The sequence below is a fragment of the Prolixibacter bellariivorans ATCC BAA-1284 genome, from assembly GCF_000621705.1.
GTDB classification, from domain to species: domain Bacteria; phylum Bacteroidota; class Bacteroidia; order Bacteroidales; family Prolixibacteraceae; genus Prolixibacter; species Prolixibacter bellariivorans.
Genome location: NZ_JHXO01000005.1, coordinates 372,887 through 394,925, shown reverse-complemented (window position 1 = coordinate 394,925; position 22,039 = coordinate 372,887). Strand labels below are relative to the sequence as shown.

Genomic DNA, 22,039 nt, shown 5'->3' with positions numbered 1-22,039 from the left:
GCTCTTTCCCCTTGAATCGTTCAAATAAGACAACTATAAAATACAAAAAGATGAAAGACCACAATGATCATTTAGCAGTAATCTGGGCCAGCGGCGATCCGGACGTTGCCGAAAAGGTATGTCTCATGTACACTCACAATGCGCATCTTCAACATTGGTTTCAGGAAGTGCGATTAGTTGTATGGGGACCATCGGCAAAGTTGCTGACCGAAAACGACAGTCTACAAAACCAGATACGCGACATGCTGAACAACGGACTGACCGTTGAAGCATGTGCCACCTGTGCCAGCATGTACGGCATAACCGATCAGCTCCATCAGCTGGGCATCGACGTGCGTCCGATGGGCGTACCGTTGACCAGCTACCTAAAAGATGGCTGGAAAGTGCTCACATTTTGATTGGTTGCAGATTAAAGTAAATCCGGATCAATGTACATATCTTCCGGTGGTGTCGTTGCCATATCATAAAAGAAGGTTCCAACCTTTTCGGTGACATAGCGGAAAAACTGTTCTCCCTTTTCTCGTGTAGCCTGTTTAGGGTTTCCTATTCCCGTATCGGAAGTAACCTGCGTCCATTTACGTTCGGACCAGGCCCAACCTTCGCGCAACGCCGGAATGCGGGGAACTTTTGCTTTACCTTCGCCAGCCTCATCCAGCGAGCGCACCAAATCGGGCCGAAACAGTTGCATCAGGCTGGTTTCCATCTCACCGGCATGTTCGCCCGTTTCCTCGAAAAAGGCTTCAATTCCCGGCATCTTGAACCAATGACATTGCGACAACAACATTTCCGGAAAACGAAGATTCAGTTCCCGTATGTGCATTTTAAAATCGTTACCCCCATGCGAATTGAGGATCACCAGTTTCTTTATTCCCTGGCGATTTAACACGGTAATTAAGTCATCGAGAATAGCCAATTGAGTAGAAGGATTCAGGTTCATATCCAGTTTCACGTCCGGCTGGCCGGTATTCACCCCATAAGCCATCACTGGAAGGACGATCACTTTGGCTCCCTTTTCCCAGGCAATTTTAGCCGATTCCCAGGCAAAGTATTCCGATTCGAAAACATCAGTAGCATAGGGAAGATGGAGATTGTGCGCTTCAACTGCCCCCCAGGGCAGAATAGCCAGTTCATAATCGATTTCACGAACAGTTTTCCAATTGGTTTCAGCAAGAATATACGGTCTCATAGCTCGTTAGTTTTTCCCGAAAATAGTCATTTTCAAGAAAGAATGCCATTCATCATCCGATACAAAACCGATGGATGATTTTCGACAAACACTATTTATACTTATTATAATCAGCTTCATACAAACAATTTCCAACCATAATCTTCAGCGATTTTTGATGAATGATTCAGGCTATTTCTTAATTTTAAAGGTAAACCAATACTACCTGAGCAATGAAAACAAACATTCCGTTTCGGGTCATCGTGGTTTTGCTATTGCTATTTTCGGGATACCTAAAGGCACAGGACAGGCAACCTGCTGTGGCCGGTTCGTTCTATCCGGGAAATGCTGAAGCGTTGAAAAAAGAGCTTCGACAGCTTTTTCAGAATACAAGCCCCCAAACTGATTCTTCCGTTGCCGCGCTAATTATTCCTCACGCCGGTTATATCTTTTCGGGAAAAGTAGCAGCCACAGGCTATGCTCAAATTCCTACCGAAAAAGCATACAAAAATGTATTTGTCATTGGGGTCTCACATCGTATTCGGTTCAACGGAGTTTCTATTTATCCTCACGGTAATTACGTCACACCATTTGGAAGAATTCCGGTGAATGAAACGCTGTCCCAAAAGTTGATAAATGAGAATCGAATCATTCATTTTATTCCCGAAGCGCACCAAAGTGAACACTCTATCGAAGTTCAGTTGCCTTTCCTTCAGTATCATTTAAAGAAAGGATTTCGTATTATTCCCATTCTGACCGGCGATTCCAATCCGGCAACCACCCGAAAACTGGCGGAGGCACTTTTACCTTACTTTACCAGCGATAACCTTTTCATCATTAGCACCGATTTTTCCCATTATCCAGCTAATGCAACCGCACAAAAAGTGGACAAGGAAACAGCTAATGCTATTCTTTCGGGAAAACCGGAACAGTTACAAAAGGTTTGTCAGATGCTAGAGCCAAACCTACCGGAAAATGTTTTGACCCGCCTTTGCGGCGAAAGTGGTGTTCTCACACTGATGGAAATGATTTCCGGGAAACCGGAGTATCACTACCATCAAATTATGTATCAGAACTCTAGTGGTAGTTCGGCAGGCGATCCCAACCGGGTAGTTGGCTACTATGCGATTTCCGTAACGAGAGACAAAGCTCAGGCATTCCATTTGACTGACAGGGACAAAAGCTATTTACTAAAGTTGGCCCGAAATACCATTGAAACGTATTTGAGAACCGGTATGCCACCGAAAATTGCCGCGAATTATCCTAAGAACCTGCAGCAACATTGTGGTGCTTTTGTGACTTTAACCAAAGAGGGAAAACTGCGCGGTTGCATCGGGCAATTCAATCCTCCTATCCCGCTGGTGGAAGTCGTCAGGAACATGGCCATTGCCGCTGCCACGAAGGACTCCCGGTTTCAGCCCGTGCAGCTTTCCGAAATGAATTCGATTGAAATAGAAATTTCGGTATTGACCCCTTTGCTCAAAATTGACAACGCTGAAGAATTCCTTCCCAGGAAGCAGGGAATCTACATCAAAAAAGGTAATCGTGGCGGTACGTATCTGCCGCAGGTGGCCGAACAAACCGGTTGGGACCGCGAAACCATGCTGGGACATTGCGCCCGCGACAAAGCCGGTATTGGATGGAATGGTTGGAAAAACGCCGAACTCTATACGTACGAAGCCATTGTCTTTCATGAAAAAGAACCATGAATACGCCTTACAGCATCATACCCATCTTGTCAGGTACTTTACTGGCTTATTTTACTACCTGGATGCTGAGCCGTCAGAAATGGATTTCCCGTAATATTCACCGACAAATCTGGAACACACTGCTGCTGATTACTTTTCTATTTACTGGTATTTTAGGACTTTTACTAGCACTAAAAGCCAATTACAACCTGAAATTTTCCTTTCTCGACGAAGCGTTACCGGTGCATGTCGATTTTGGTATCGCTATGAGCATAATTGGATTGCTGCATATTTTCTGGCACGTCAATTATTTCAAACGACTGTTTGGAAAAGAGAAAGAAAGAAAATCACCGGAGACACAAGAGGAGAAACATATTGACGTCCGGAAAACACCTTTACTTTTTCCGTTCCTTCTGGGATTCATCACCCTCACCGGACAACTGGTCCTTTTCCGCGACTATCTGGCTATTTTCGGAGGCAATGCGTTGTATGTCGGCATATTACTTTCCCTTTGGTTAATACTCACCGGATTCGGTACGCAGCTTGCCCGAAACAGAACGTTCTCCATCACCACGATAATTCGATTGTTATTGTTACTGTCTTTGCTTCCCCCTATCAGCATTCTCGTCATTCGGGTGGCACATGGCTGGCTTTTCGAAACGGGAGCCGAAACCGGGCCATTAAGCTTTGCTTTCTTCGCCTTGTTTACACTTTCACCACTATGTCTGGCAGGCGGATTATTGTTTCCTGTGCTAAGTCAGCACCGGCCGGGAGAAACCACGGGGCTGATTTATTCATGGGAGTCGGCAGGAAGTTTGCTTGCCGGTATGTTATTCAGTTTTGTCTGGGTATTCCTCTTCTCTCCCATCCAAACGCTGGCGCTCACTGGTACTATCAGTCTGATGCTTTTGCTATTTCTTCGAAAAAAGGTAAAGGAGATTCCCCTCTATTCGACCACTCTCATCACATTCCTTCTGGTCCTCCTGTTCATCTTCCCACCTGAAAAATTAACACGGGCCTCCCTTTACCCTGGGCAGCAAATTCAAAGCATTATTCAAAGCACTTCCGGAGAATTGGTGATTACCCGGGCCGAGAACCAATCCAACGTTTTCGAAAACAGCAGGCTGCTCTATTCGCAAGGGAGTCCTTCAGCCGCTGAAGAGCCCGTTCATTATACTTTATCTCAACGTGACCATGTCCATCAAATAGCCGTTGTTTCCGGTGCATTAACAGGAGTTCTCACGGAATGCCTAAAATACCATCCAACCCGGATAGATTACTTTGAAGTGAACGGGAAGTTACTAGAGTTGGAAAAACAAAGCCATTCGATTCCGGATGATTCAATCCTTCACATCCACCGAACCGATTTTCAACGCTGGATTTCCAAACATCCGTTCCGATATGATGGTGTAATTTTAAACATTCCGCCTCCGGAAACGCCATCGGCCAGTCGGTACTATACCAGAGAATTCTTCCACAACATCCGAAAAAATCTTTCCGATAGCGGAGTAGTTGCCATTCCTTTGCTATCCACCGTCAATTATCTCGAACCAACCACTGTTCATCTATACCAAACCCTCATTGCTACGATTCAGCCTTATTTCAGAAATTGGCTCATCCTTCCGGGAAACTATGATATTTTACTGGTTTCCAATGAACAAATACACGCCAACATTTTGACCCGGATCGAAGATTTAGGTATCATGACCAATTACATTGCTTATTTTATTGATGAAACGGATCTGGTTACCCGAAGTCATGAATATGCGGAATTGATGACAGATGGAGCACAAATGGTCTCGGTCAATCATCCCATCGCGGTAAGTTATTTTACGGGTTTCTGGCTAAAAAAACACGGTCTTTCGTACATTCTTTTCGGAACGATACTTTTCGTCATCTTCATCTTCCTGATAAGTTTCGTCCGGGGAATTTCCAGAAGTATGTTTGCTGCAGGTTTTACCGCTTCGACCATGGAAATTATTCCGTTGGTACTGATACAATCCGCATTTGGGTATTCCTACTACCTGATTGGCATTATTTTCACCCTCTTTATGGCTGGATTGACACTGGGAGCCCGATGGAAGATAGTTGAAGAGACTGAAGTTTCCCGGCATCATATCTGGTTTATGCTGTTGCTGATATCCCAATGGGTAGTTGTCCAATGGCTTTCGCCCGGTAGAACGGTCATCTACATTTCCTCGGAACTGCTATTGATTGCAGGTAGCGGATGGCTGACCGGACGTATGTTCCAATTAATTTCCAGCCAATTTCACCCCAGATCAGAAGCTCCGTCAATGGTTTACAAAGCCGATTTATATGGGTCAGCCGGAGGCGCCATGCTGGTATCGGTTTTTTTGGTTCCATTACTTGGAATTAACCTGACGCTCTTAGTACTTTTAGTGATGCATCTCTTCCTGACCTTCGTGTCGAAACGCAGAATCTCTTCGGTCTGAACCTGAAAACGTAAACGCCAAAAACTTTCGTCATGAAACCGCCTTCGATATCCAGACGCAAATGCATCAAAACCGGGTTGATGGGAACGCTGGGAATGGCCTTTATTCCGACACTGGCAGCCAATAACTCAGTGCCGAAAAAATACCAGCGCGAAGCTCGTTATTACAAGGTAACAGGTCGCGGTGTGAAATGTACTCTTTGCCCGAATGAATGCAACATCAGCCTGAACGATACCGGTGACTGCCGAACGAGAATCAACCGGGACAACAAGCTTTATACAACGGCCTATGGAAACCCGTGCGCTATTCACATCGATCCGGTGGAAAAAAAACCGTTGTATCATTTCCTGCCGGGAAGCCGTTCCTTTTCCATCGCTACAGCGGGATGTAATCTTGTTTGCCTGAACTGCCAGAACTGGCAAATTTCACAGGCAACTCCGGCAGAAACCCGGAATCAGGAACTGTTTCCGGAGCAAGTGGTTGCTTCATCCATCGGCAACAACTGCCAATCGATTGCTTACACATATGCCGAGCCGCTTGTTTTCTATGAATACACTTACGATTCATCGGAAAAAGCTCACCAGGAAGGCATTAAAAACATCCTCGTTTCCAATGGCTACGTAAATGAAGAACCACTGCGAAAACTCACCAAAGTCATCGATGCGGCCAACATCGACCTGAAATCCTTTAGCGATGATATTTACGTCCGGTTGAACACCGGTTCGCTCGAGCCCGTTCTTCGTACCCTGAAAATATTGAAAGAGGAAGGAGTTTGGCTCGAAATCACCAACCTGGTCATTCCCGGGTGGACCGACGACATGGATATGGTAAAAGAGATGTGTGGCTGGCTGACAAAAAACAGCTTTGATGAAACGCCGATACACTTCAGCCGGTTTTTTCCTCAATATAAATTACAGCAACTGCCGGCAACCCCCGCCAATACACTCACAAAAGCAAGGAATATCGCGCTTCAGGAAGGCCTGAAGTTTGTCTATATCGGGAACCTGCCGGGAAGCAATGCCTCCAATACGCTTTGTCCCAAATGCCATCAGGTGGTTATTGAACGAAAAGGTTTTCGTATCATGAAAAACAATCTGACGGAAGGAAAATGTCAGTTCTGCCACGCTCCGGTTCCCGGGGTTTGGAGTTAGACCGAAAACAGAAGAGTTCAACCGATACCAAAAGTTATTATCTTTGGTTCTCGGCGGATTGTGGTAGAAATCACGTTTCATTTCGATGAGAAAACCGCCATGCTGATGACCAGTTGCTAACCTTCATTCCTGTTAAGGTTGAATACAGTATCGTTAAAAACAAACACATGAAAATACCCGTTTTTCAGGTCGACGCCTTTACCTCCAAGTTATTTGAAGGAAATCCGGCTGCTGTTTGCCCGCTGGAAGAGTGGCCCGAAGATAATGTCCTACAACAAATTGCCATGGAGAATAATTTATCGGAAACGGCCTTTTTCGTGCGCAGCCTACATGACTACGAACTCCGGTGGTTTACACCTAAAGTGGAAGTAGCCTTATGTGGACATGCCACGCTGGCAACGGCCCATGTTCTTTTCCATCACATGGGATGCACCAAGAATCCACTCGTTTTCAAAACGCGCAAAAGCGGCGAACTACAGGTAAAAAAAGACAAAGGTCTTCTGACCCTCAATTTCCCGGCTGATAAACTGGAACCGGCAATACCTCCTAAAGGATTAATTGAAGCTTTGGGCAAAAAACCGGAAGAAATCTGGAAAGGAAAAACCGACTATTTGCTCTATTACCCGGCACAGGAAGACATTGAAGAAATGACCCCTGACTTTTCCCGTCTGGCCGATGTAGAAGCACGAGGCGTTATCGTAACGGCTCCGGGCTACAATAGTGACTTCGTATCCCGTTTCTTTGCTCCGGCTGTAGGAGTCAACGAAGATCCGGTGACTGGCTCTGCGCATACATCCTTGACTCCTTTCTGGGCACACCGGATGAACCAGCTCGAATTTGAAGCCATCCAACTTAGTGAACGTGGCGGGAAAATGCGGTGTCACCTTACCGGCGACCGCGTTTTGCTTTCCGGGCAGGCCAAAACATTCCTTGAAGGAACCATCACGCTGTAAATCATCCAATACGATTCAAGCTATTATATTAAAACGCACATTATGAAAATTTTTTCACACAATCTTACCAGGACAATGCTGGTAATGTTGATCGCCATGTCTTTTTCTTTCCAGGGAAAAGCACAGATAACGATGCCGCGCATATTCAACTGCGGTATGGTGCTGCAACAAGGCATGGAAATACCGGTTTGGGGCTGGGCCTCACCACATGAAAAAGTAAGTGTTTCCATAGATGGAAATACCGTTAAAACCCGGGCCGGCAATGACGGAAAATGGAAATTAAAACTTCCGGAAATGAATGCCGGAGGTCCTTACTCGATGACCATCAAAGGCAAAAACACGATGGTTTTCGAAAACATCATGGTGGGTGAAGTGTGGGTTTGTTCCGGACAATCCAATATGGAGTTTCCGGTCGACAGCATCAATCAAAGCTACCGCGGAGTAAATAACTATCAGCAAGAAATATCTGATGCTGACAACTATCCCGAAATAAGACTTTTCACAGTTCCGAAAAAGATTGCCCAGACTCCGCAAAAGGATTTGGAAGATGGTGAATGGCTCGAATGTTCGTCAGCAACCGTAGGAGATTTCTCGGCAGTAGGATATTTTTTCGCCCGCGATTTGTACAAAAAACTGGGTGTCCCCGTCGGTATCATTTGCACCTCATGGGGAGGTACCGTTGCCGAATCATGGACCAGTGCGGAAACCATGGCAAACGATTCTGATTTTGCCCCAATGCTGGCCGCATTGCACAAACTGGATCTGAAGAAATACAAGGAGAGCAAAGAAGCTGAAATCAAAGCTAAACTGGGTGAATTCCCGGTGAAGGACGAAGGCCTTGTCGATGGAAAAGCACTCTGGGCTGCTACCAGCTATGACGACTCAGGCTGGAAGTCGATGCAACTCCCGGGATTATGGGAAAGTCGTGGCTATGAGTCAATCGATGGTGTTGCATGGTTCCGAAAAACGATCGAGATTTCGCCGGAGGATGCTGGCAAACCAGCCAAACTGAACCTCCAGAAAATTGATGACTCTGACCAAACCTGGGTCAACGGTGTCCCGGTAGGAAAAACCATGAACGCCTACGACAAGGACCGGCATTACGAAATTCCAGAGGGCGTGCTGAAAAGTGGCAAGAATGTAATTACTGTTCGGGTAGAAGATACCGGTGGTGGCGGCGGAATATATGGCAGCGCAAACCAATTAAATCTGCAGATTGATGGTGAAAACATTCCGCTGGCAGGCAACTGGAAATTCAGATTCGGCAAGATAAACGCCAATGCCATTTCGCCTGGCCCCAACGACTATCCTACGTTGTTGTACAATGGGATGGTCAATCCAATTATACCTTACGGAATTAAAGGAGTAATCTGGTACCAGGGTGAGTCGAACGCTGACCGTCCGACTCAATATCAACGGATTTTCCCAAATTTGATCAAAGACTGGCGGATGCATTGGAATGAAGGAGATTTTCCCTTCCTTTTTGTTCAGTTGGCAAATTACATGGCTCCTCAAAAACAACCAGGTGACAGTAACTGGGCACGCTTACGCGAAGCTCAAACCAAAGCGTTGGAATTACCGAATACCGGAATGGCAGTAGCTATCGACGTCGGTGAAGGAGGAAATATTCATCCGAAGGATAAGCAATCCGTTGGTTACAGACTGTCGTTGCCGGCGCTGAAGATTGCATACAACAAGGATTTGGTATATTCCGGACCGATGTTTGACCACATGGATATTGATAAATCGAGAGTTTTCCTCACATTCGACCATGTGGGTGACGGGCTTAAAGTTCATGATAAATATGGCTATCTGAAAGGCTTTGCCGTAGCCGGAGCCGATAAGAAGTTTCACTGGGCGAAAGCTGTTTTAGTCAATTCCGCCACGGTTGTGGTCTTCAGCTCCGACGTAAAAAATCCAGTGGCAGTTCGCTATGGCTGGGCAGACAATCCGGATGACGCTAACCTGTATAACAGCGCTGATTTACCGGCATCTCCCTTTCGAACGGATAACTGGTAATTAAAAAGCAAAATAAAAACGGCTCACACGATAAAATGCGAGCCGTTTTTATTTTGTTCAATGCAAATCTATGGTTCAAGCAAATAGGGCCATTGCATACCTGCTAGCATTGCTTTCTCCCATATTTTATAAGGTTTCCCTGACATCGAGATACCATATTCAGCAACAGCCTGCGGAAATGATACCCCCTTTCGGAACAGCCAAAACAGATGACTGTCGAATAAACTGCCGGGAGTAATTTTTTGATTCATGGTAACAGCCACATCAAATAAATCATTCTTAATCAATGCTTCCGATACTGGCATATTTTTATCTTTGTGTAACAAAGTCTCATGATCCTGAAGGCCCTTTAAAACCCGATAAAACAAGCGATAATTTTCAAATTGGATTTTATAGTGGTGTTCCTTCTTTGTACTCTCCCTGATAAATTTGAAAATAATAAATTCACGCTTGACCATAAACTGGGCCGAAGTTATCTGAATCATCTCAGGTACAGTAATACCGTAATTATATAAGAGAAACAGTATTAACCGTTGCCGATCGGTTGTACTTCTGTTCATAAAATTACGCACATCATCCGGCGAAAAAAACTCATCCATAAGTAGTGAATTTCTCGAAATACGTTAACTATCCACACAAAATAATACACATGCATAAGTAAAGGTCACTGTTCTATTCCAGGAAGATGATAGCTTTCAATAAAATTAAACCCCTATTTTAAGTAGCTTTCCCAAAAAAAACTGATAGACCTAAACGGTAATCCATATCACAAAAATACATATTTTTTCAGAGATTCAAATACCAGTAATATATATTCTTACATATATTATTAACACTTATCGATTGATTACATACAGTTGAAGAAAAACATTTGCTATCAATCCAACTATTCTCAAGGCTATACCCATATATTCTTCTGCTATTTCAGCTATTTATGTCTGAATTCATCCTCGCTGTACGACCACCCCAAAACGGAAGCCATTACCGGAACTAAAAATGCAGCTGATTTTTTTTGCCCGGAATAATTTGGATGAGAGTCGGCCCCCAAATCATGGTCAGAAACCATCAAATAGGTAGGAATACCGACAAAATAAACATTATTGACTTTGTGAACCTCCCGGAAGGCTTCGACCATCTCCTTTACGTAGGAATAACAAGGTTCGTCTGTCATGGGACCAACGATGCAGAAAACCGGCACCCCCGGATAGTTCTTTTTCACCTGTAAAATCATATTCTCATAACCTCTTTGAAATACAGCCTTATCAGGAAAAGGATGGGTGGAAAAATCGTTAGTTCCCAGGTTAATCACCACTGCATCCGGTATCCATGATGAGAAATCCCACTTGGGCTCCTCCTTCATATCATACACCTGATCATATTTCGAAGGCATTGGGTTGGGCGAAGTTTTCTCTTTATAGCCATAATTCCGAACGACTCCATAGCCCGAATGAGATACCAGGTGATAATCGGCATCAAATGCTCGAGCCGTTATGGGTGCATAACTTTCATAACTATTTTCCGTCTCCGGTTTGAAGTGCTCATTTTTCGATTTTCCTTCCACACCATAGCCACAGGTAATGGAATTCCCGATGAACTGAATCTTGTGTTTCGGTATCTCAGGCCATGGAGAGACTTTAGCGCCTTTATCCAAATAAATCCCACTGAAAGTTGCCGTTCCCTGCTCACCTTCTGTCCTCTTAACTATCTGAACCCTGTGTAGCCCATTTTTTAGTTCTTCAGCAATCACCAAAACCGTATCGCTATTCACCTTCATTACCTTAGCAGATAAATCATCAACCAACACTTGAAAATAATCATGTCGTGTATCACTCATTTTCACCGCACATGATTTTCCGGTAAACTGAAACTGGATATAGACTCCGGGCCAGTCAAACCGAGGGTTCTCCTTGTTTGAAAAATCAATCCGCCCTACATACCGAATAGCCGGATTAGCGGCATCGATAAATTGCTTCTCCGGTTGTCCGGCAAAAGCCTTAAAATGAAAGAGAATTACAATGGTGAAAACGAGAGAGAGCTGAGCTTTTCGGAAATTCATAGGATAACTATTACGTATTGAATGGATAAAAATAATGATTCCTGGCAGCCTGCAGACTGTTTTAACAAGAATTATGAACTCAAAAAGCCGACAAAACTATTGCAGAGACTCCCTTAATTGTTCATCGAAATCACTCATCGTACGAGTCATTTCCTCGACTTTTTCAGGGAATTCCTTCGCCCGGTTATACATCTCATACGGATCTGAATCCATGTTAAAAAGTTGAAGAGTTGATTTCTCAGGATTTTTTTCATTTGGAAGATATCGCAATTTCCAGCTATCCCTCCGGTATGCCTGCAACATTTCGTGCCGGTAAAAGTAAAACTGATGCACTGGTGAAGGAGTTTTTCCTTCCAGAAAATCGATAATATTAACACCGTCAATCACCCTGTCTTCCGGAATAGAAATATCCGCTAGAGATAACAGGGTCGGAAAAATATCCAGCGTTGAAGCCATATCAGCAGAAACCTGTCCCGCCGGAATCGTTCCCGGCCACCTAAAAATACCCGGCACTCGCTGGCCGCCATCAAAAGTCAGGTGCTTATGCCCACGTAATCCAGCGGTATTTCCGCAATCCCATGGCTGGACAGAGTCATTGCCAAACATCCGGTCAGGCATCTCCTGCCATGGTCCGTTGTCAGACGAAAATACAACCATCGTGCGTTCATCGAGTCCCAGCTCTTTTAACGTAGCCAGAATCTGCCCGACACTCCAATCGATTTCTTCAATCACATCACCATACTCTCCTGCCCGCGAATGTCCCTTAAACTCATCCGATGCAAAAATGGGAACGTGTGGCATGGAATAAGCCAGGTACAGAAAAAAAGGTTTGTCAGCATGTGTGCGAATAAACTTCGTTCCCCATTCCGTGTAGCGTTTCGTTAGTGTTTGTTGAATAACCGGATGCTCAATCGCTTCAGTATTGTGATAAAGTGCCAGCGGTTTATCGGTATTCACCCAGGGCGGCTGCATATCATTCGAGTAGAGAAGTCCGTAATACTCATCAAATCCATTGTTAACCGGATTGAACTTCTCCTGATCGCCCAGGTGCCATTTCCCGATGCACATGGTAGCATACCTTTTCTCTTTCAAGGCCTCGGCAATCGTTATCTCTGAAGCAGGCAGACCAATGGAAGCTTCCGGTCCAATCACACGCGGTAATCCGGTTCGCATGGGCAATCGCCCGGTTAGCAGGCTCGCCCTCGACGGAGTACAGGATGGCGCTGCAACATAAAAGGAAGTCAAGCGAATCCCTTCGGACGCCATTTTATCCAGATTAGGCGTTTTAATCGTTGGATGCCCATAACAGGCTAAATCTCCGTAACCTAAATCGTCGGCAAACAGAATAATGAAATTGGGCGAATGTTTGTTGTTATCTTCCGTGGGCTGTGTTTTTGCACTCGAACAGGATGCCACCAGAGCTCCTGTCGCAACCGACATAGTTAGAAAATGTACAACGGAATATTTTTTCATTGTCTTTAGTTAGATGGTAGTGAAAAAGCAGAAAGTTGGGCAACTCCACTTTTACGTTTGGTTTACTAACCTTAAATGTAACAATTACAAAGATATCGGAGAAATAACTCAATCAGGAATAGTCACTTTTTTACCCAGAAAATGGGGTTGAGCGCCCGTCAACAAATCAAAATATCCCCGTATTCTCGCACCAGCTTCGCGTATGTGCACTTTCCAGGCCGGCACTCCGGAGACTTCGCGTGCATTGTAACCAATGGCTTCTATCCCCTTTGTACGGGCAATAAAAACGGCCCGCTCGTTATGAAAAGGCTGACTGATGATGGTAAATTTCTGTTGACCAAAAATTTCGCGGCAGCGTACCACGGAATCAAAAGTCCGAAAACCGGCATAATCAAGATAGATATGATTAACCGGAACACCAGCCTCCACCAAATCTTTTTGCATGGTTACCGGCTCGTTGTAATTCCGGTAACGGTTATCGCCACTCACAATCAGATATCGAACCTTCTTGCTTTTGTAGAGCCGAACAGCAGCTTCTATCCGGTAACGATAGAACAGATTTTCGGTCCCTTCCGCAACATATTTACTCGTTCCCAGAACAAGCCCGCATTTATTTTCGGGAATTTCAGTCAGCGACTGATACAGATAGGGCTGGGAATACGCAGAAATAATAAAATAACCAGCTATCAGAAGCAAAAATCCGGCAAGGAGCATCCCCGATAGCCACTTTATCAAATTTTTCCACCACCAACGTCCCATCATAAATTTTTTCGGTTAAAACCGGAGGGTAAAAATTGTCTCCACGTCCGGTTCGGAATGCACTGTTAATGTTCCGCCATGAAGTCGCAGAATCTGTCTTGACAAACTTAACCCGATGCCGCTACCCTTTGGTTTCGTAGTGAAGAAAGGTACAAAAATTCTATCCAATACTTCAGGTAGAATTCCTTGTCCGTTATCAGAAATCTGTATCAAAATCCGACCGCGTTGATCCAGTAACGACTTCATCGAAATTCGCGGATTATCCGTTTTTTCAAGCGCCTGAATGGAATTCCGGACAAGGTTAATAATAACCTGTTCGATGAGTTGTTCGTCGGCCGAAAGCTCCAGGTTGGGTGGTTCTACATTCACCTCACAGGTAATTCCCTTCCGGTGAATTTCTTCTTTCATCAACGATGAAATCGTCTCGAACAATCGACTCACTGAAAATATGGAATAATTCGGATTGGGAATCCGTGTCAGGTTCCGGTACGATTCGACGAAATGAAGCAAACCCGTACTTCTCTTATGAATCGTTTTCAACGCCATTTCAACCTCCTCAACGACTTCGGCTTCCCCTTCGTCAGAAAAAATATTATCATATCGTTCACGAACATCCTTAATCAAATAATCAAGCGTTTGAGTCAACGAAGCAATGGGCGTGATGGAGTTCATGATTTCGTGCGTCAGCACCCTGATAAGTTTCTGCCAACTCTCCATCTCCTTCTCTTCTAACTCGCTTTGGATATCTTTGATGGAAACGAGACGAATATTCTTATCAGACACTTTGAACTCTGTGGCATAAATAGCCAATTGCAAAATTTCATCTTTCGCCCTTATCCGAACCAGAATATTATCGCCATTACTAATATTCATTAGACCATTCATCAGTTCCGGTGAAACCGATTCCAATTCCTTCAGATTATTCAACTGCACAAGCTGAAATAATTTTTTTGTGGCATTATTTATCAACTCAACCTCACCATTCTGACGATAAGCGATTAACCCAATACCTATATGTTCAACTACTGTCCGCAAATAGAAATAATTTTGCTCCCGCTCTTCACGAACTTTTCTAAAATCACTGATAACCTGATTAAATGATTCGTTTAACCGGTCAAATGATTTCCCGGCACCGGAAATTTCGTATGTGCGCGAAAAATCGGAATACCGAAGGGATTCCAGAAAGTTAGTCAGTAAGGTATTGGTTGTCTCGACAAACGATATCAGTGAATATACCTCATAAATCAGCACTATCAGTACCAATAAGCTGGTCAGATAGTAATCTGTCAACAGAAAGAGAACCACCATCAGCACGATAGTAGCAATCAGGGCCAATACCCTTAGTACAACGGAAAGTCGAAAATTCCTAGAGCCCATATTTTTCAAGTCTTCGATAAAGAGAGGTTCGTGTCAGGCCAAGTTCCGAAGCAGCCTTGGATATATTACCATGATGCATCTTCATCACCTTCAGGATAACTGTTTTTTCTACCTCATCAAGGTTATAATTGTCCAGATCAAGCCCTTCACTAGATTGGGACACGGTACGTAACTGAAGGTCATCCGCGCTAATCCATTCACCTTCACTCATAATCACCGCCCTTTCAACCACATGTTGGAGTTCCCGAACGTTTCCAGGCCATTTATATTCTTCAAGCCGCTGCATGGCATCTTTAGTTATCCCCCGAACAGCCTTTTTATACTTCCGGACATAAACCGCAAAAAAGTGATTCGCCAACAACGGAATATCGCCATCGCGTTCGCGTAACGGAGGTAAATCGACCTCAACCGTGTTGATACGATAAAGTAAATCCTGCCTGAATTTGCCTTCGGCTATCATCTGCGGTAAATTCATATTTGTCGCACAAATCAGTCTGACATCAATTGGCTTGGGTTTATTTGAGCCCACACGCAATACTTCTCTTCGTTCAAGCACTGTCAGTAGCTTGGCCTGCAAAGGGAGCGAAAGGTTGCCTATCTCGTCCAGGAACAGGGTTCCTCCGGAAGCTATTTCGAAACGTCCGGGCCGGTCCACTTTCGCATCCGTAAATGAGCCTTTCACATGTCCGAAAAGTTCACTTTCGAACAGTGTCTCACTGATAGCACCCAGGTCCACACTAATAAAGGTTTCATCTTTCCGAAGTGAATTCGCATGTAACGCACGCGCCACCAGCTCTTTTCCCGTACCATTTTCACCGAGAATCAACACGCTGGCATCCGTTTCGGCCACCTTACTGATGGAATCGTAAACGTCCTGCATCTCTGGTGATTTACCCACGAAATCGGCAAATGATTTATTCATCACCCGGTTTATCGCTTGCTGGCGAATACGCAGCTGGGCCAGTTCTCTTTTCGATTTACAAAGGTTTAGGGCTGAATTGACGGTTGCCAGAAGCTTCTCATTTTGCCAGGGTTTCAGAATAAAATCAGTCGCACCTTCTTTAATTGCCCTGACACTCTTTTCCACATCACCATAGGCCGTAATGAAAAGGACAACTGCCGATGGTTCAATTTCCAGGATTTTCTGCAACCAGAAAAAACCTTCCTGTCCGCTGATGGCATCCTTAGTAAAATTCATGTCAAGCAGAATGACATCAAACTCCTCTTTTTTCAGTAAAACGGGAATATTCCCAGGATCACTTTCAGTGGTTACCTTTTCGACATGTTGCCTTAACAGCAGGCGAAGAGAGAATAAAATATCCTCATTGTCATCTACAACAAGAATCTTCCCAAATTTTTCCATAGGTAGTTTTTTACTGGCATTCACAAGTATTAAGCCACAATTCAGACCGTGTAGCGCAGTCAAATTATTTCTTAATCCTAATCAGGTAACTATCAACACATACTCAATAGATGCAATTTACTAAAATAAATTTTCTGTACTTTCAGGAACTGAAATAAATGTACGAATTCGAACAGGGACTGTACGTAATCGCACACAAAAAATGAAACACAAAAATATATTTAACTGATTATATGACTGTTGTAAATTGGCACAATTCATGGTTGCATCAGTCATAAAGCGATAAAAGCATTCGAACTATATAACTTATGATAAACTTACAAGATATCTCTAAGATTTTCACTGCAAGAGAAGTGGAAACCAGAGCATTAACTAACATAAACCTAAAAATCGATGAAGGAGAATTTGTCAGTGTAATGGGACCTTCCGGTTGTGGAAAAACTACCCTATTGAATATCATTGGATTAATAGAAACCCCAACATCAGGCACCTATTACCTTGACAACAGAAAAGTGTCACATCTAACCGAACGTCAACGCACCGATATCCGAAAAGAAAGTTTCTCATATGTTTTTCAAAGCTTCAACCTTATCGATGAACTGACCGTGAGAGAGAACATCGAATTACCATTAATTTATCAGAAAATACATTCCGGAGAGCGCACGAAAAGAGTAAATAATCTGCTTGACCGCTTTAATCTGGGGCACCGCTCTGACTACTTTCCTCAACAACTTTCAGGAGGTCAACAGCAAAGAGTAGCTGTCGCCAGAGCAATCATCAGCCGTCCACGCATCATTTTGGCAGATGAGCCGACAGGAAACCTCGACAGTACGCATGGTGAAGAAATCATGCAACTGCTGACCAGTTTAAACGAAGAAGGAACTACCGTTGTCATGGTCACTCATTCAAAAATGCAGGCTCAGCGAGCTCAGCGCATTATTCATTTGTTCGATGGCCATGTTGTGACCGAAAATTTTACTGTTCCAACCGGTATTTAATCGTCATAGTATCATGATGACCAAAAACTACATAAAGCTGGCTATCCGCAACCTGCGTCGAAACAAGGATTATTTTTTCATCAATACTTTTGGATTAGCTATAGGTATGGCGTGCGCCATCCTGGTCATGCTTCATGTGTGGACCCAAACCCACTTTGATGATTTTCATCCGGATGATGACAGGCTTTACCGGGTCATCATCGAATCAAAAATGGGAAGCATCGGAACCAATTTTGCAGTTACCTCCCCGAAGTTTGCCTTTGGTTTAAAAAAGCGTGTTCCGGAAATTGAGCAGGCATGCCGTGTTAGTAAAAGTGAACGAAAAATACTGTTAAAGACCCAAAACGGAGAAATACTGAATGCTCCATCCCTTCTGTTCGTCGATTCCACCTTCTTCGACATGTTTGGCTTCAAACTACTGCAAGGCAATCCGGCCACCTGTTTGTCAAAAGAGAAAAGCATTGTTATTCCGGAGTCAATGGCAAAAACCTACTACCCGGAAGGTGCCATAGGCAAAAAGATTATTTCGGAAAATGACACGGAATGGACCATTACCGGTGTGGTGCAAGACTGCCCCTACAATACGCACATGCAATACAGTGCACTGGTTTCTCTGTCCACATTAGAGCTTCCAGATAATTCATGGCTGACCAGCTTTCTTTACACATATTACCGGTTCAAACCCGGAGTTGATATGAATAAGCCCGCTCCGCAAAATGACATAGGCGGAGTGACCAACATTGAAATGAAACTTCAAAGCGCATTCCTGGATGCGGCTACACCAGAAATTGAACAAAACACTAAAATGACACCCCAGGAATTCCACAACATGGGGAATAATTTTGTTATTAAACTACAACAAATCAGAAGAATACACCTATTCTCGCATCTTAACTACGAAATGTCGAAGAATGCGAATATTGAAACCCTCATTGTCCTTGGGGCAATTTCATTACTTATCATTCTTATCGCTGCCATCAATTATGCCAACCTATCAACGGCAAGATTAGCTGGAAGAACGCGCGAAATAGGTATTCGAAAACTCCTGGGATCGCACCGGAGAGATATGGCCCGTCAATTTCTGGCTGAATCAATTACCATAAGTTTTATTTCACTATTTCTGGCCCTGGTAATTGTTGAACTGGCTTTTCCTCAGCTCGAAAAGATGTATCAATTTTCGAGTCCGTCATTATCTCAATCGTTGCTCAAACTCTCACCAATCATATTTGGAATTGCATTAATTACCGGCATACTTGCTGGTTTGTATCCAGCCTTTTATGTTACACGCTTTACACCGGCAACCATTTTGCAAAACCAGAAAAAACTGGGGCCGCGTGCCAAAGGATTACGAGGTGTTTTAGTAATTCTTCAATTCCTTTTTTCCATTGTCATCATCTACTCAACCTCAACTATCTATCGGCAGCTCAACTTCATCCAATCAAAGAGTATTGGTTTTGATAAGAATAATTTGCTGGTACTCGATAATTCAACCGGACTAGGCGACAATCGTGCACAATTCACTGAACGAATAAAAGATTTGCCGCATGTTACAGATCTGTCGTACTCAAGTTCGGTGCCGGGGCAACTTATTGACATGTATACCTTCCACAAAACGAACGATTCAACCAACCAGAATTATTTATTGCAGGTTAACTGGGCAGATAATCATTTTCTGAAGACCTATGGGATGCATTTTATCGATTCGACAAAATCTATTCCGGGAGAATCGGCTGAACCCAAACAGCCGATCAGCCACAGCAACGATACTCTTCGTCACAAAAATTCGAAGCAAGTAGCTCAACCAATCAATGTAGTCGTCAATGAAAAAGCAGTTCAATACATGGGATTAAAAAATCCGGTTGGGGCACATCTCATCAGGCTTCTTCAAAATGGCGATCAAGTTGAATATACCATTAAGGGTGTAGTGCGGAATTTTCACTTCGAATCATTTCACGAGGAAGTACAGCCCATGGTTTTTCTACCGGAAGTCCCAAGATTCAGCAGATTTACCTCTATACGGTTTTCATCACCACCTACCGATAAAGACATTGCTCAAGTTCAAAAGATATGGGAAGAGGAAAACCCAACCACACTATTTAGTGAGTTCTCCATGTCGGATAACCTGCAAAAACAGTACACCGAAGAACGCTCAACTGGTGAGGTAGCCGTTGCATTCTCATTCTTCGCCATTTTTATTGCCTGCATGGGCTTATATTCATTGATGGCACTAATAACCGTTTACCGGACCAAAGAGATCGGTATCAGGAAGGTATTAGGGGCTGGTACACGCGAATTGGTTTTCCTTCTGTCGAAGGAGACGCTTCAATTAGTCATACTTGCCAGTCTGCTTGCGCTTCCGCTCGCTTACCAAATATCCAGATTATGGCTATCGAGGTTCGCCTACCAGGTTAATCTTAGCGTCACCAATTATCTGTTCGTTTCAGCAGCTGTGTTTGCTATTGCCATATTCACTGTTTACCGTCAGTTATGGAGAACAATTAATGCCGATCCGGCCGAATCTCTTCGTTACGAATAAAAACATGATGCCACATCAAATAGTCAGGGGAGGAAACCATAAAGATTTTCCTCCCCTTTGCTGTTTATTACAGGAGTCCATCCAGACTCAGACTCACACACACTCCATTAACAACAGCAATACGACCTAACTTATAAACTCAAAATTTTACTCGCATAGAAGACAGATTTCTGTGTAACATGATGCAAAAAGTAATTCGATATAATAAAAGACAGGTACAGGCACTTTTCCCCTTAACGCTCCTAGCCTTCTTCCTGTCGAATTTCAGGGTTGTATAATTTAGTTAGTCCCATAACCTAATTAGCCAACGACAATTAAAGAAAAACCTATTTCAACATAAAGGAAGATTTTGTTCGAATTCGCACAACCGAACGAACTAATCCGTTCACTTTTCATACTGCAGACAAAACACAGAGCACTCACAATACATTAACTACGTGATAGTTAAAAACTATGGCACACATCATGTTTTATGGTTGGTGATTAACAATCAAAACAAAGAGGGCCATAAAATGAAAACAAGAGTATTAACCACACAAACGAACCACCAACTGGCAGCAGTCCTTTTGGCAGTTCTTCTGAGTCTGGCATTCGTTTTTCAGGCTCATTCACAAAGCTCATCTGAGCAACTGGCTTTGAATGAATCTCAAACCTCTTCGGCAGCCATCGAAGCATCTGAAAATAACGTTCAGCTGGGTAACGCTGAAATGGAAGAGAATTTCGGACGGGACGTCGTCTTCACCCGCTTCGAGACAGATAATGAATTGAACGTTGAATTGTGGATGTATTGCGACTACTACTGGACAGGTCAACCATGTGATGCATTACTTAATCCCTCAGTAATTGAGGAAGAACCTCTCAAAGTAGAAAAGTGGATGCAAGATGACCATTACTGGAGTGGAAAATAAACACCCAGCGTGCCCTCTCCTGTAATTCAATATACCCCAAACCCGGATTATTCCGGGTTTTATTTTTCTTATGCGATGAATGAAATAACCTCCTTCATGATTCTACATTTCACCTCAGCAAAAGACAAATTATGGCACACTTTATGTATAACATGAAATATACCGTTTAACAAGAAATAATTTTCAAGATATAAAAAGATTGGTTTTAAATTTTGATTACAGCACCAGTTATTAAGTAATTGTATTGAAAGAGTGCCCGGCGTTTCCGGGCATTTTTTTCCTCGCTAAAACAACCAACATTTTCACGATCTCTCACATCACCATCACGTTCGTACCCCGAATCAGATTATAAAAGGCAGTATATAACGATCGAGAACTCCATTCATTCTGTTCGAAATCGTACATGACGTGTTCCAAATCGGTCAAAATTATACGCGCTACAAACATCTACCACACCACACTAGCACCTATAAATAAGCACAATACAATGTTTGGCACGCAAACTGTTGCATCTGGGCAAACGGACAAAAAGCAAGTAAAAAAATAAAGCCATGAAAGCACAAGTATTAAAATCAACCAAAAAGGTCATCGCTACCATCATGATAGTTTTAACAGTAAGTGTAACAAGTATTGCCAATGCTCAGGGAATTTCAGCATTCATCGCTATGCTTTCACCTGCTGCCAGTCTCACCAATACTTCAATAGAATTATTCTCCGATATGAAAACTACTGCAGAAACCGATAATAATCTCGAGGTAGAAGAATGGATGAGTAACGACGACTATTGGACCGGAAGCGAACAAGATAACCAGCTGAATATTGAGAACTGGATGAGCAATGAAAATTACTGGGGTGTGAATGAAAATGAAGAAGTTTCAGATAGCCCGCTGACCGTCCAAAACTGGATGACCTCTAACGACTACTGGATGGGTTCTGATAAGGCAGCCGACCAAACACTGGCACTGGAAAACTGGATGACGTCGAATAAATACTGGGGAATACAATAAATATAATTTTCAATACAGAGATTTTAGTAAGCATACAGCACAAGTGAGTTAGTTTTTCGATTTTCTTCAAAAAAGGCCCGGCAATCATACCGGGCTTTTTCATGTAAAAAAAGAGGTTGCAGGATCTGAACCT

Annotated in this window: 17 protein-coding genes; 10 read left to right on the top strand and 7 right to left on the bottom strand. The window is 43.5% G+C overall.

Going from position 1 to position 22,039, the window contains the following annotated elements; all coding sequences use genetic code 11:
- Positions 1-50: 50 nt before the first annotated feature.
- Positions 51-398 carry a DsrE family protein gene (locus tag T426_RS0104830; protein ID WP_025864507.1) on the top strand — a complete coding sequence of 116 codons (348 nt, stop codon included), beginning with the start codon at positions 51-53 and terminating at the stop codon, positions 396-398.
- 11 nt (positions 399-409) lie between these two features.
- Here T426_RS0104830 and T426_RS0104825 read toward each other — a convergent pair whose 3' ends face one another.
- Entirely contained in the window at positions 410-1,186 is a 777-nt protein-coding gene (locus T426_RS0104825; RefSeq protein ID WP_025864506.1) for a creatininase family protein, read from the bottom strand.
- 212 nt (positions 1,187-1,398) lie between these two features.
- On the opposite strand from T426_RS0104825, the gene amrB reads away from it, so the two are divergent.
- The 5 genes from amrB (at position 1,399) to T426_RS0104800 (ending at position 9,429) form a co-directional block, all read left to right on the top strand.
- Positions 1,399-2,874, top strand: a complete 1,476-nt coding sequence (gene amrB, locus T426_RS0104820) for an AmmeMemoRadiSam system protein B (RefSeq protein WP_025864505.1) — start codon at positions 1,399-1,401, stop codon at positions 2,872-2,874.
- Positions 2,871-5,306 carry a spermine/spermidine synthase domain-containing protein gene (locus tag T426_RS0104815; RefSeq protein WP_025864504.1) on the top strand — a complete coding sequence of 812 codons (2,436 nt, stop codon included), beginning with the start codon at positions 2,871-2,873 and terminating at the stop codon, positions 5,304-5,306. The genes amrB and T426_RS0104815 overlap by 4 nt, the downstream gene beginning before the upstream one ends.
- Before the next feature lie 32 nt (positions 5,307-5,338).
- Complete coding sequence (gene amrS, locus T426_RS0104810; RefSeq protein ID WP_025864503.1) at positions 5,339-6,457, top strand: AmmeMemoRadiSam system radical SAM enzyme; 1,119 nt, start codon at positions 5,339-5,341, stop codon at positions 6,455-6,457.
- A 167-nt stretch (positions 6,458-6,624) separates the two neighbouring features.
- Complete coding sequence (locus T426_RS0104805) at positions 6,625-7,410, top strand: PhzF family phenazine biosynthesis protein (protein ID WP_027585355.1); 786 nt, start codon at positions 6,625-6,627, stop codon at positions 7,408-7,410.
- A gap of 42 nt (positions 7,411-7,452) precedes the next feature.
- Positions 7,453-9,429 (top strand): sialate O-acetylesterase, encoded by a 1,977-nt coding sequence (locus tag T426_RS0104800; RefSeq protein WP_025864502.1) that lies wholly within the window; start codon positions 7,453-7,455, stop codon positions 9,427-9,429.
- A gap of 68 nt (positions 9,430-9,497) precedes the next feature.
- On the opposite strand, the gene T426_RS0104795 is transcribed toward T426_RS0104800, so the two are convergent.
- From T426_RS0104795 to T426_RS0104770, 6 genes are all read right to left on the bottom strand, one after another.
- Complete coding sequence (locus T426_RS0104795) at positions 9,498-10,028, bottom strand: site-specific integrase (RefSeq protein WP_025864501.1); 531 nt, start codon at positions 10,026-10,028, stop codon at positions 9,498-9,500.
- 329 nt (positions 10,029-10,357) lie between these two features.
- Positions 10,358-11,485 (bottom strand): SGNH/GDSL hydrolase family protein, encoded by a 1,128-nt coding sequence (locus T426_RS0104790; RefSeq protein WP_025864500.1) that lies wholly within the window; start codon positions 11,483-11,485, stop codon positions 10,358-10,360.
- 96 nt (positions 11,486-11,581) lie between these two features.
- On the bottom strand, positions 11,582-12,958 hold the full coding sequence (locus T426_RS0104785) for a sulfatase family protein (RefSeq protein ID WP_027585353.1): 1,377 nt from the start codon (positions 12,956-12,958) through the stop codon (positions 11,582-11,584).
- Positions 12,959-13,066: 108 nt separating this feature from the next.
- A complete protein-coding gene (locus tag T426_RS0104780) occupies positions 13,067-13,720 on the bottom strand; it encodes a SanA/YdcF family protein (protein WP_199898575.1) in 654 nt (217 codons plus the stop codon).
- Positions 13,721-13,732: 12 nt separating this feature from the next.
- On the bottom strand, positions 13,733-15,094 hold the full coding sequence (locus tag T426_RS0104775; protein ID WP_027585352.1) for a sensor histidine kinase: 1,362 nt from the start codon (positions 15,092-15,094) through the stop codon (positions 13,733-13,735).
- Positions 15,084-16,457 (bottom strand): sigma-54-dependent transcriptional regulator, encoded by a 1,374-nt coding sequence (locus tag T426_RS0104770; RefSeq protein ID WP_025864497.1) that lies wholly within the window; start codon positions 16,455-16,457, stop codon positions 15,084-15,086. Before T426_RS0104770 ends, T426_RS0104775 begins: the two co-directional genes overlap by 11 nt.
- Positions 16,458-16,765: 308 nt before the next feature.
- On the opposite strand from T426_RS0104770, the gene T426_RS0104765 reads away from it, so the two are divergent.
- From T426_RS0104765 to T426_RS0104750, 4 genes are all read left to right on the top strand, one after another.
- Positions 16,766-17,455 carry an ABC transporter ATP-binding protein gene (locus T426_RS0104765; RefSeq protein WP_025864496.1) on the top strand — a complete coding sequence of 230 codons (690 nt, stop codon included), beginning with the start codon at positions 16,766-16,768 and terminating at the stop codon, positions 17,453-17,455.
- 13 nt (positions 17,456-17,468) lie between these two features.
- Positions 17,469-19,991 (top strand): FtsX-like permease family protein, encoded by a 2,523-nt coding sequence (locus tag T426_RS0104760; RefSeq protein ID WP_027585351.1) that lies wholly within the window; start codon positions 17,469-17,471, stop codon positions 19,989-19,991.
- Positions 19,992-20,503: 512 nt separating this feature from the next.
- On the top strand, positions 20,504-20,899 hold the full coding sequence (locus tag T426_RS0104755) for a hypothetical protein (RefSeq protein WP_027585350.1): 396 nt from the start codon (positions 20,504-20,506) through the stop codon (positions 20,897-20,899).
- Positions 20,900-21,450: 551 nt separating this feature from the next.
- The gene (locus tag T426_RS0104750; RefSeq protein WP_025864492.1) at positions 21,451-21,906 is read left to right on the top strand and encodes a hypothetical protein; all 456 of its coding nucleotides are present in this window, start codon (positions 21,451-21,453) and stop codon (positions 21,904-21,906) included.
- Positions 21,907-22,039: the final 133 nt, after the last annotated feature.

What these genes read in the sequence shown, in the direction of transcription:
- T426_RS0104805 (WP_027585355.1), top strand. Translation starts at nt 6,625, where the DNA reads ATGAAAATACCCGTTTTTCAGGTCGACGCCTTTACCTCCAAGTTATTT.
- amrS (WP_025864503.1), top strand. Translation starts at nt 5,339, where the DNA reads ATGAAACCGCCTTCGATATCCAGACGCAAATGCATCAAAACCGGGTTG.
- T426_RS0104825 (WP_025864506.1), bottom strand. Translation starts at nt 1,186, where the DNA reads ATGAGACCGTATATTCTTGCTGAAACCAATTGGAAAACTGTTCGTGAA.
- T426_RS0104780 (WP_199898575.1), bottom strand. Translation starts at nt 13,720, where the DNA reads ATGATGGGACGTTGGTGGTGGAAAAATTTGATAAAGTGGCTATCGGGG.
- T426_RS0104760 (WP_027585351.1), top strand. Translation starts at nt 17,469, where the DNA reads ATGATGACCAAAAACTACATAAAGCTGGCTATCCGCAACCTGCGTCGA.
- T426_RS0104800 (WP_025864502.1), top strand. Translation starts at nt 7,453, where the DNA reads ATGAAAATTTTTTCACACAATCTTACCAGGACAATGCTGGTAATGTTG.
- T426_RS0104785 (WP_027585353.1), bottom strand. Translation starts at nt 12,958, where the DNA reads ATGAAAAAATATTCCGTTGTACATTTTCTAACTATGTCGGTTGCGACA.
- T426_RS0104830 (WP_025864507.1), top strand. Translation starts at nt 51, where the DNA reads ATGAAAGACCACAATGATCATTTAGCAGTAATCTGGGCCAGCGGCGAT.
- T426_RS0104750 (WP_025864492.1), top strand. Translation starts at nt 21,451, where the DNA reads ATGAAAGCACAAGTATTAAAATCAACCAAAAAGGTCATCGCTACCATC.
- T426_RS0104790 (WP_025864500.1), bottom strand. Translation starts at nt 11,485, where the DNA reads ATGAATTTCCGAAAAGCTCAGCTCTCTCTCGTTTTCACCATTGTAATT.
- T426_RS0104795 (WP_025864501.1), bottom strand. Translation starts at nt 10,028, where the DNA reads ATGGATGAGTTTTTTTCGCCGGATGATGTGCGTAATTTTATGAACAGA.
- T426_RS0104755 (WP_027585350.1), top strand. Translation starts at nt 20,504, where the DNA reads ATGAAAACAAGAGTATTAACCACACAAACGAACCACCAACTGGCAGCA.
- T426_RS0104770 (WP_025864497.1), bottom strand. Translation starts at nt 16,457, where the DNA reads ATGGAAAAATTTGGGAAGATTCTTGTTGTAGATGACAATGAGGATATT.
- amrB (WP_025864505.1), top strand. Translation starts at nt 1,399, where the DNA reads ATGAAAACAAACATTCCGTTTCGGGTCATCGTGGTTTTGCTATTGCTA.
- T426_RS0104765 (WP_025864496.1), top strand. Translation starts at nt 16,766, where the DNA reads ATGATAAACTTACAAGATATCTCTAAGATTTTCACTGCAAGAGAAGTG.
- T426_RS0104815 (WP_025864504.1), top strand. Translation starts at nt 2,871, where the DNA reads ATGAATACGCCTTACAGCATCATACCCATCTTGTCAGGTACTTTACTG.
- T426_RS0104775 (WP_027585352.1), bottom strand. Translation starts at nt 15,094, where the DNA reads ATGGGCTCTAGGAATTTTCGACTTTCCGTTGTACTAAGGGTATTGGCC.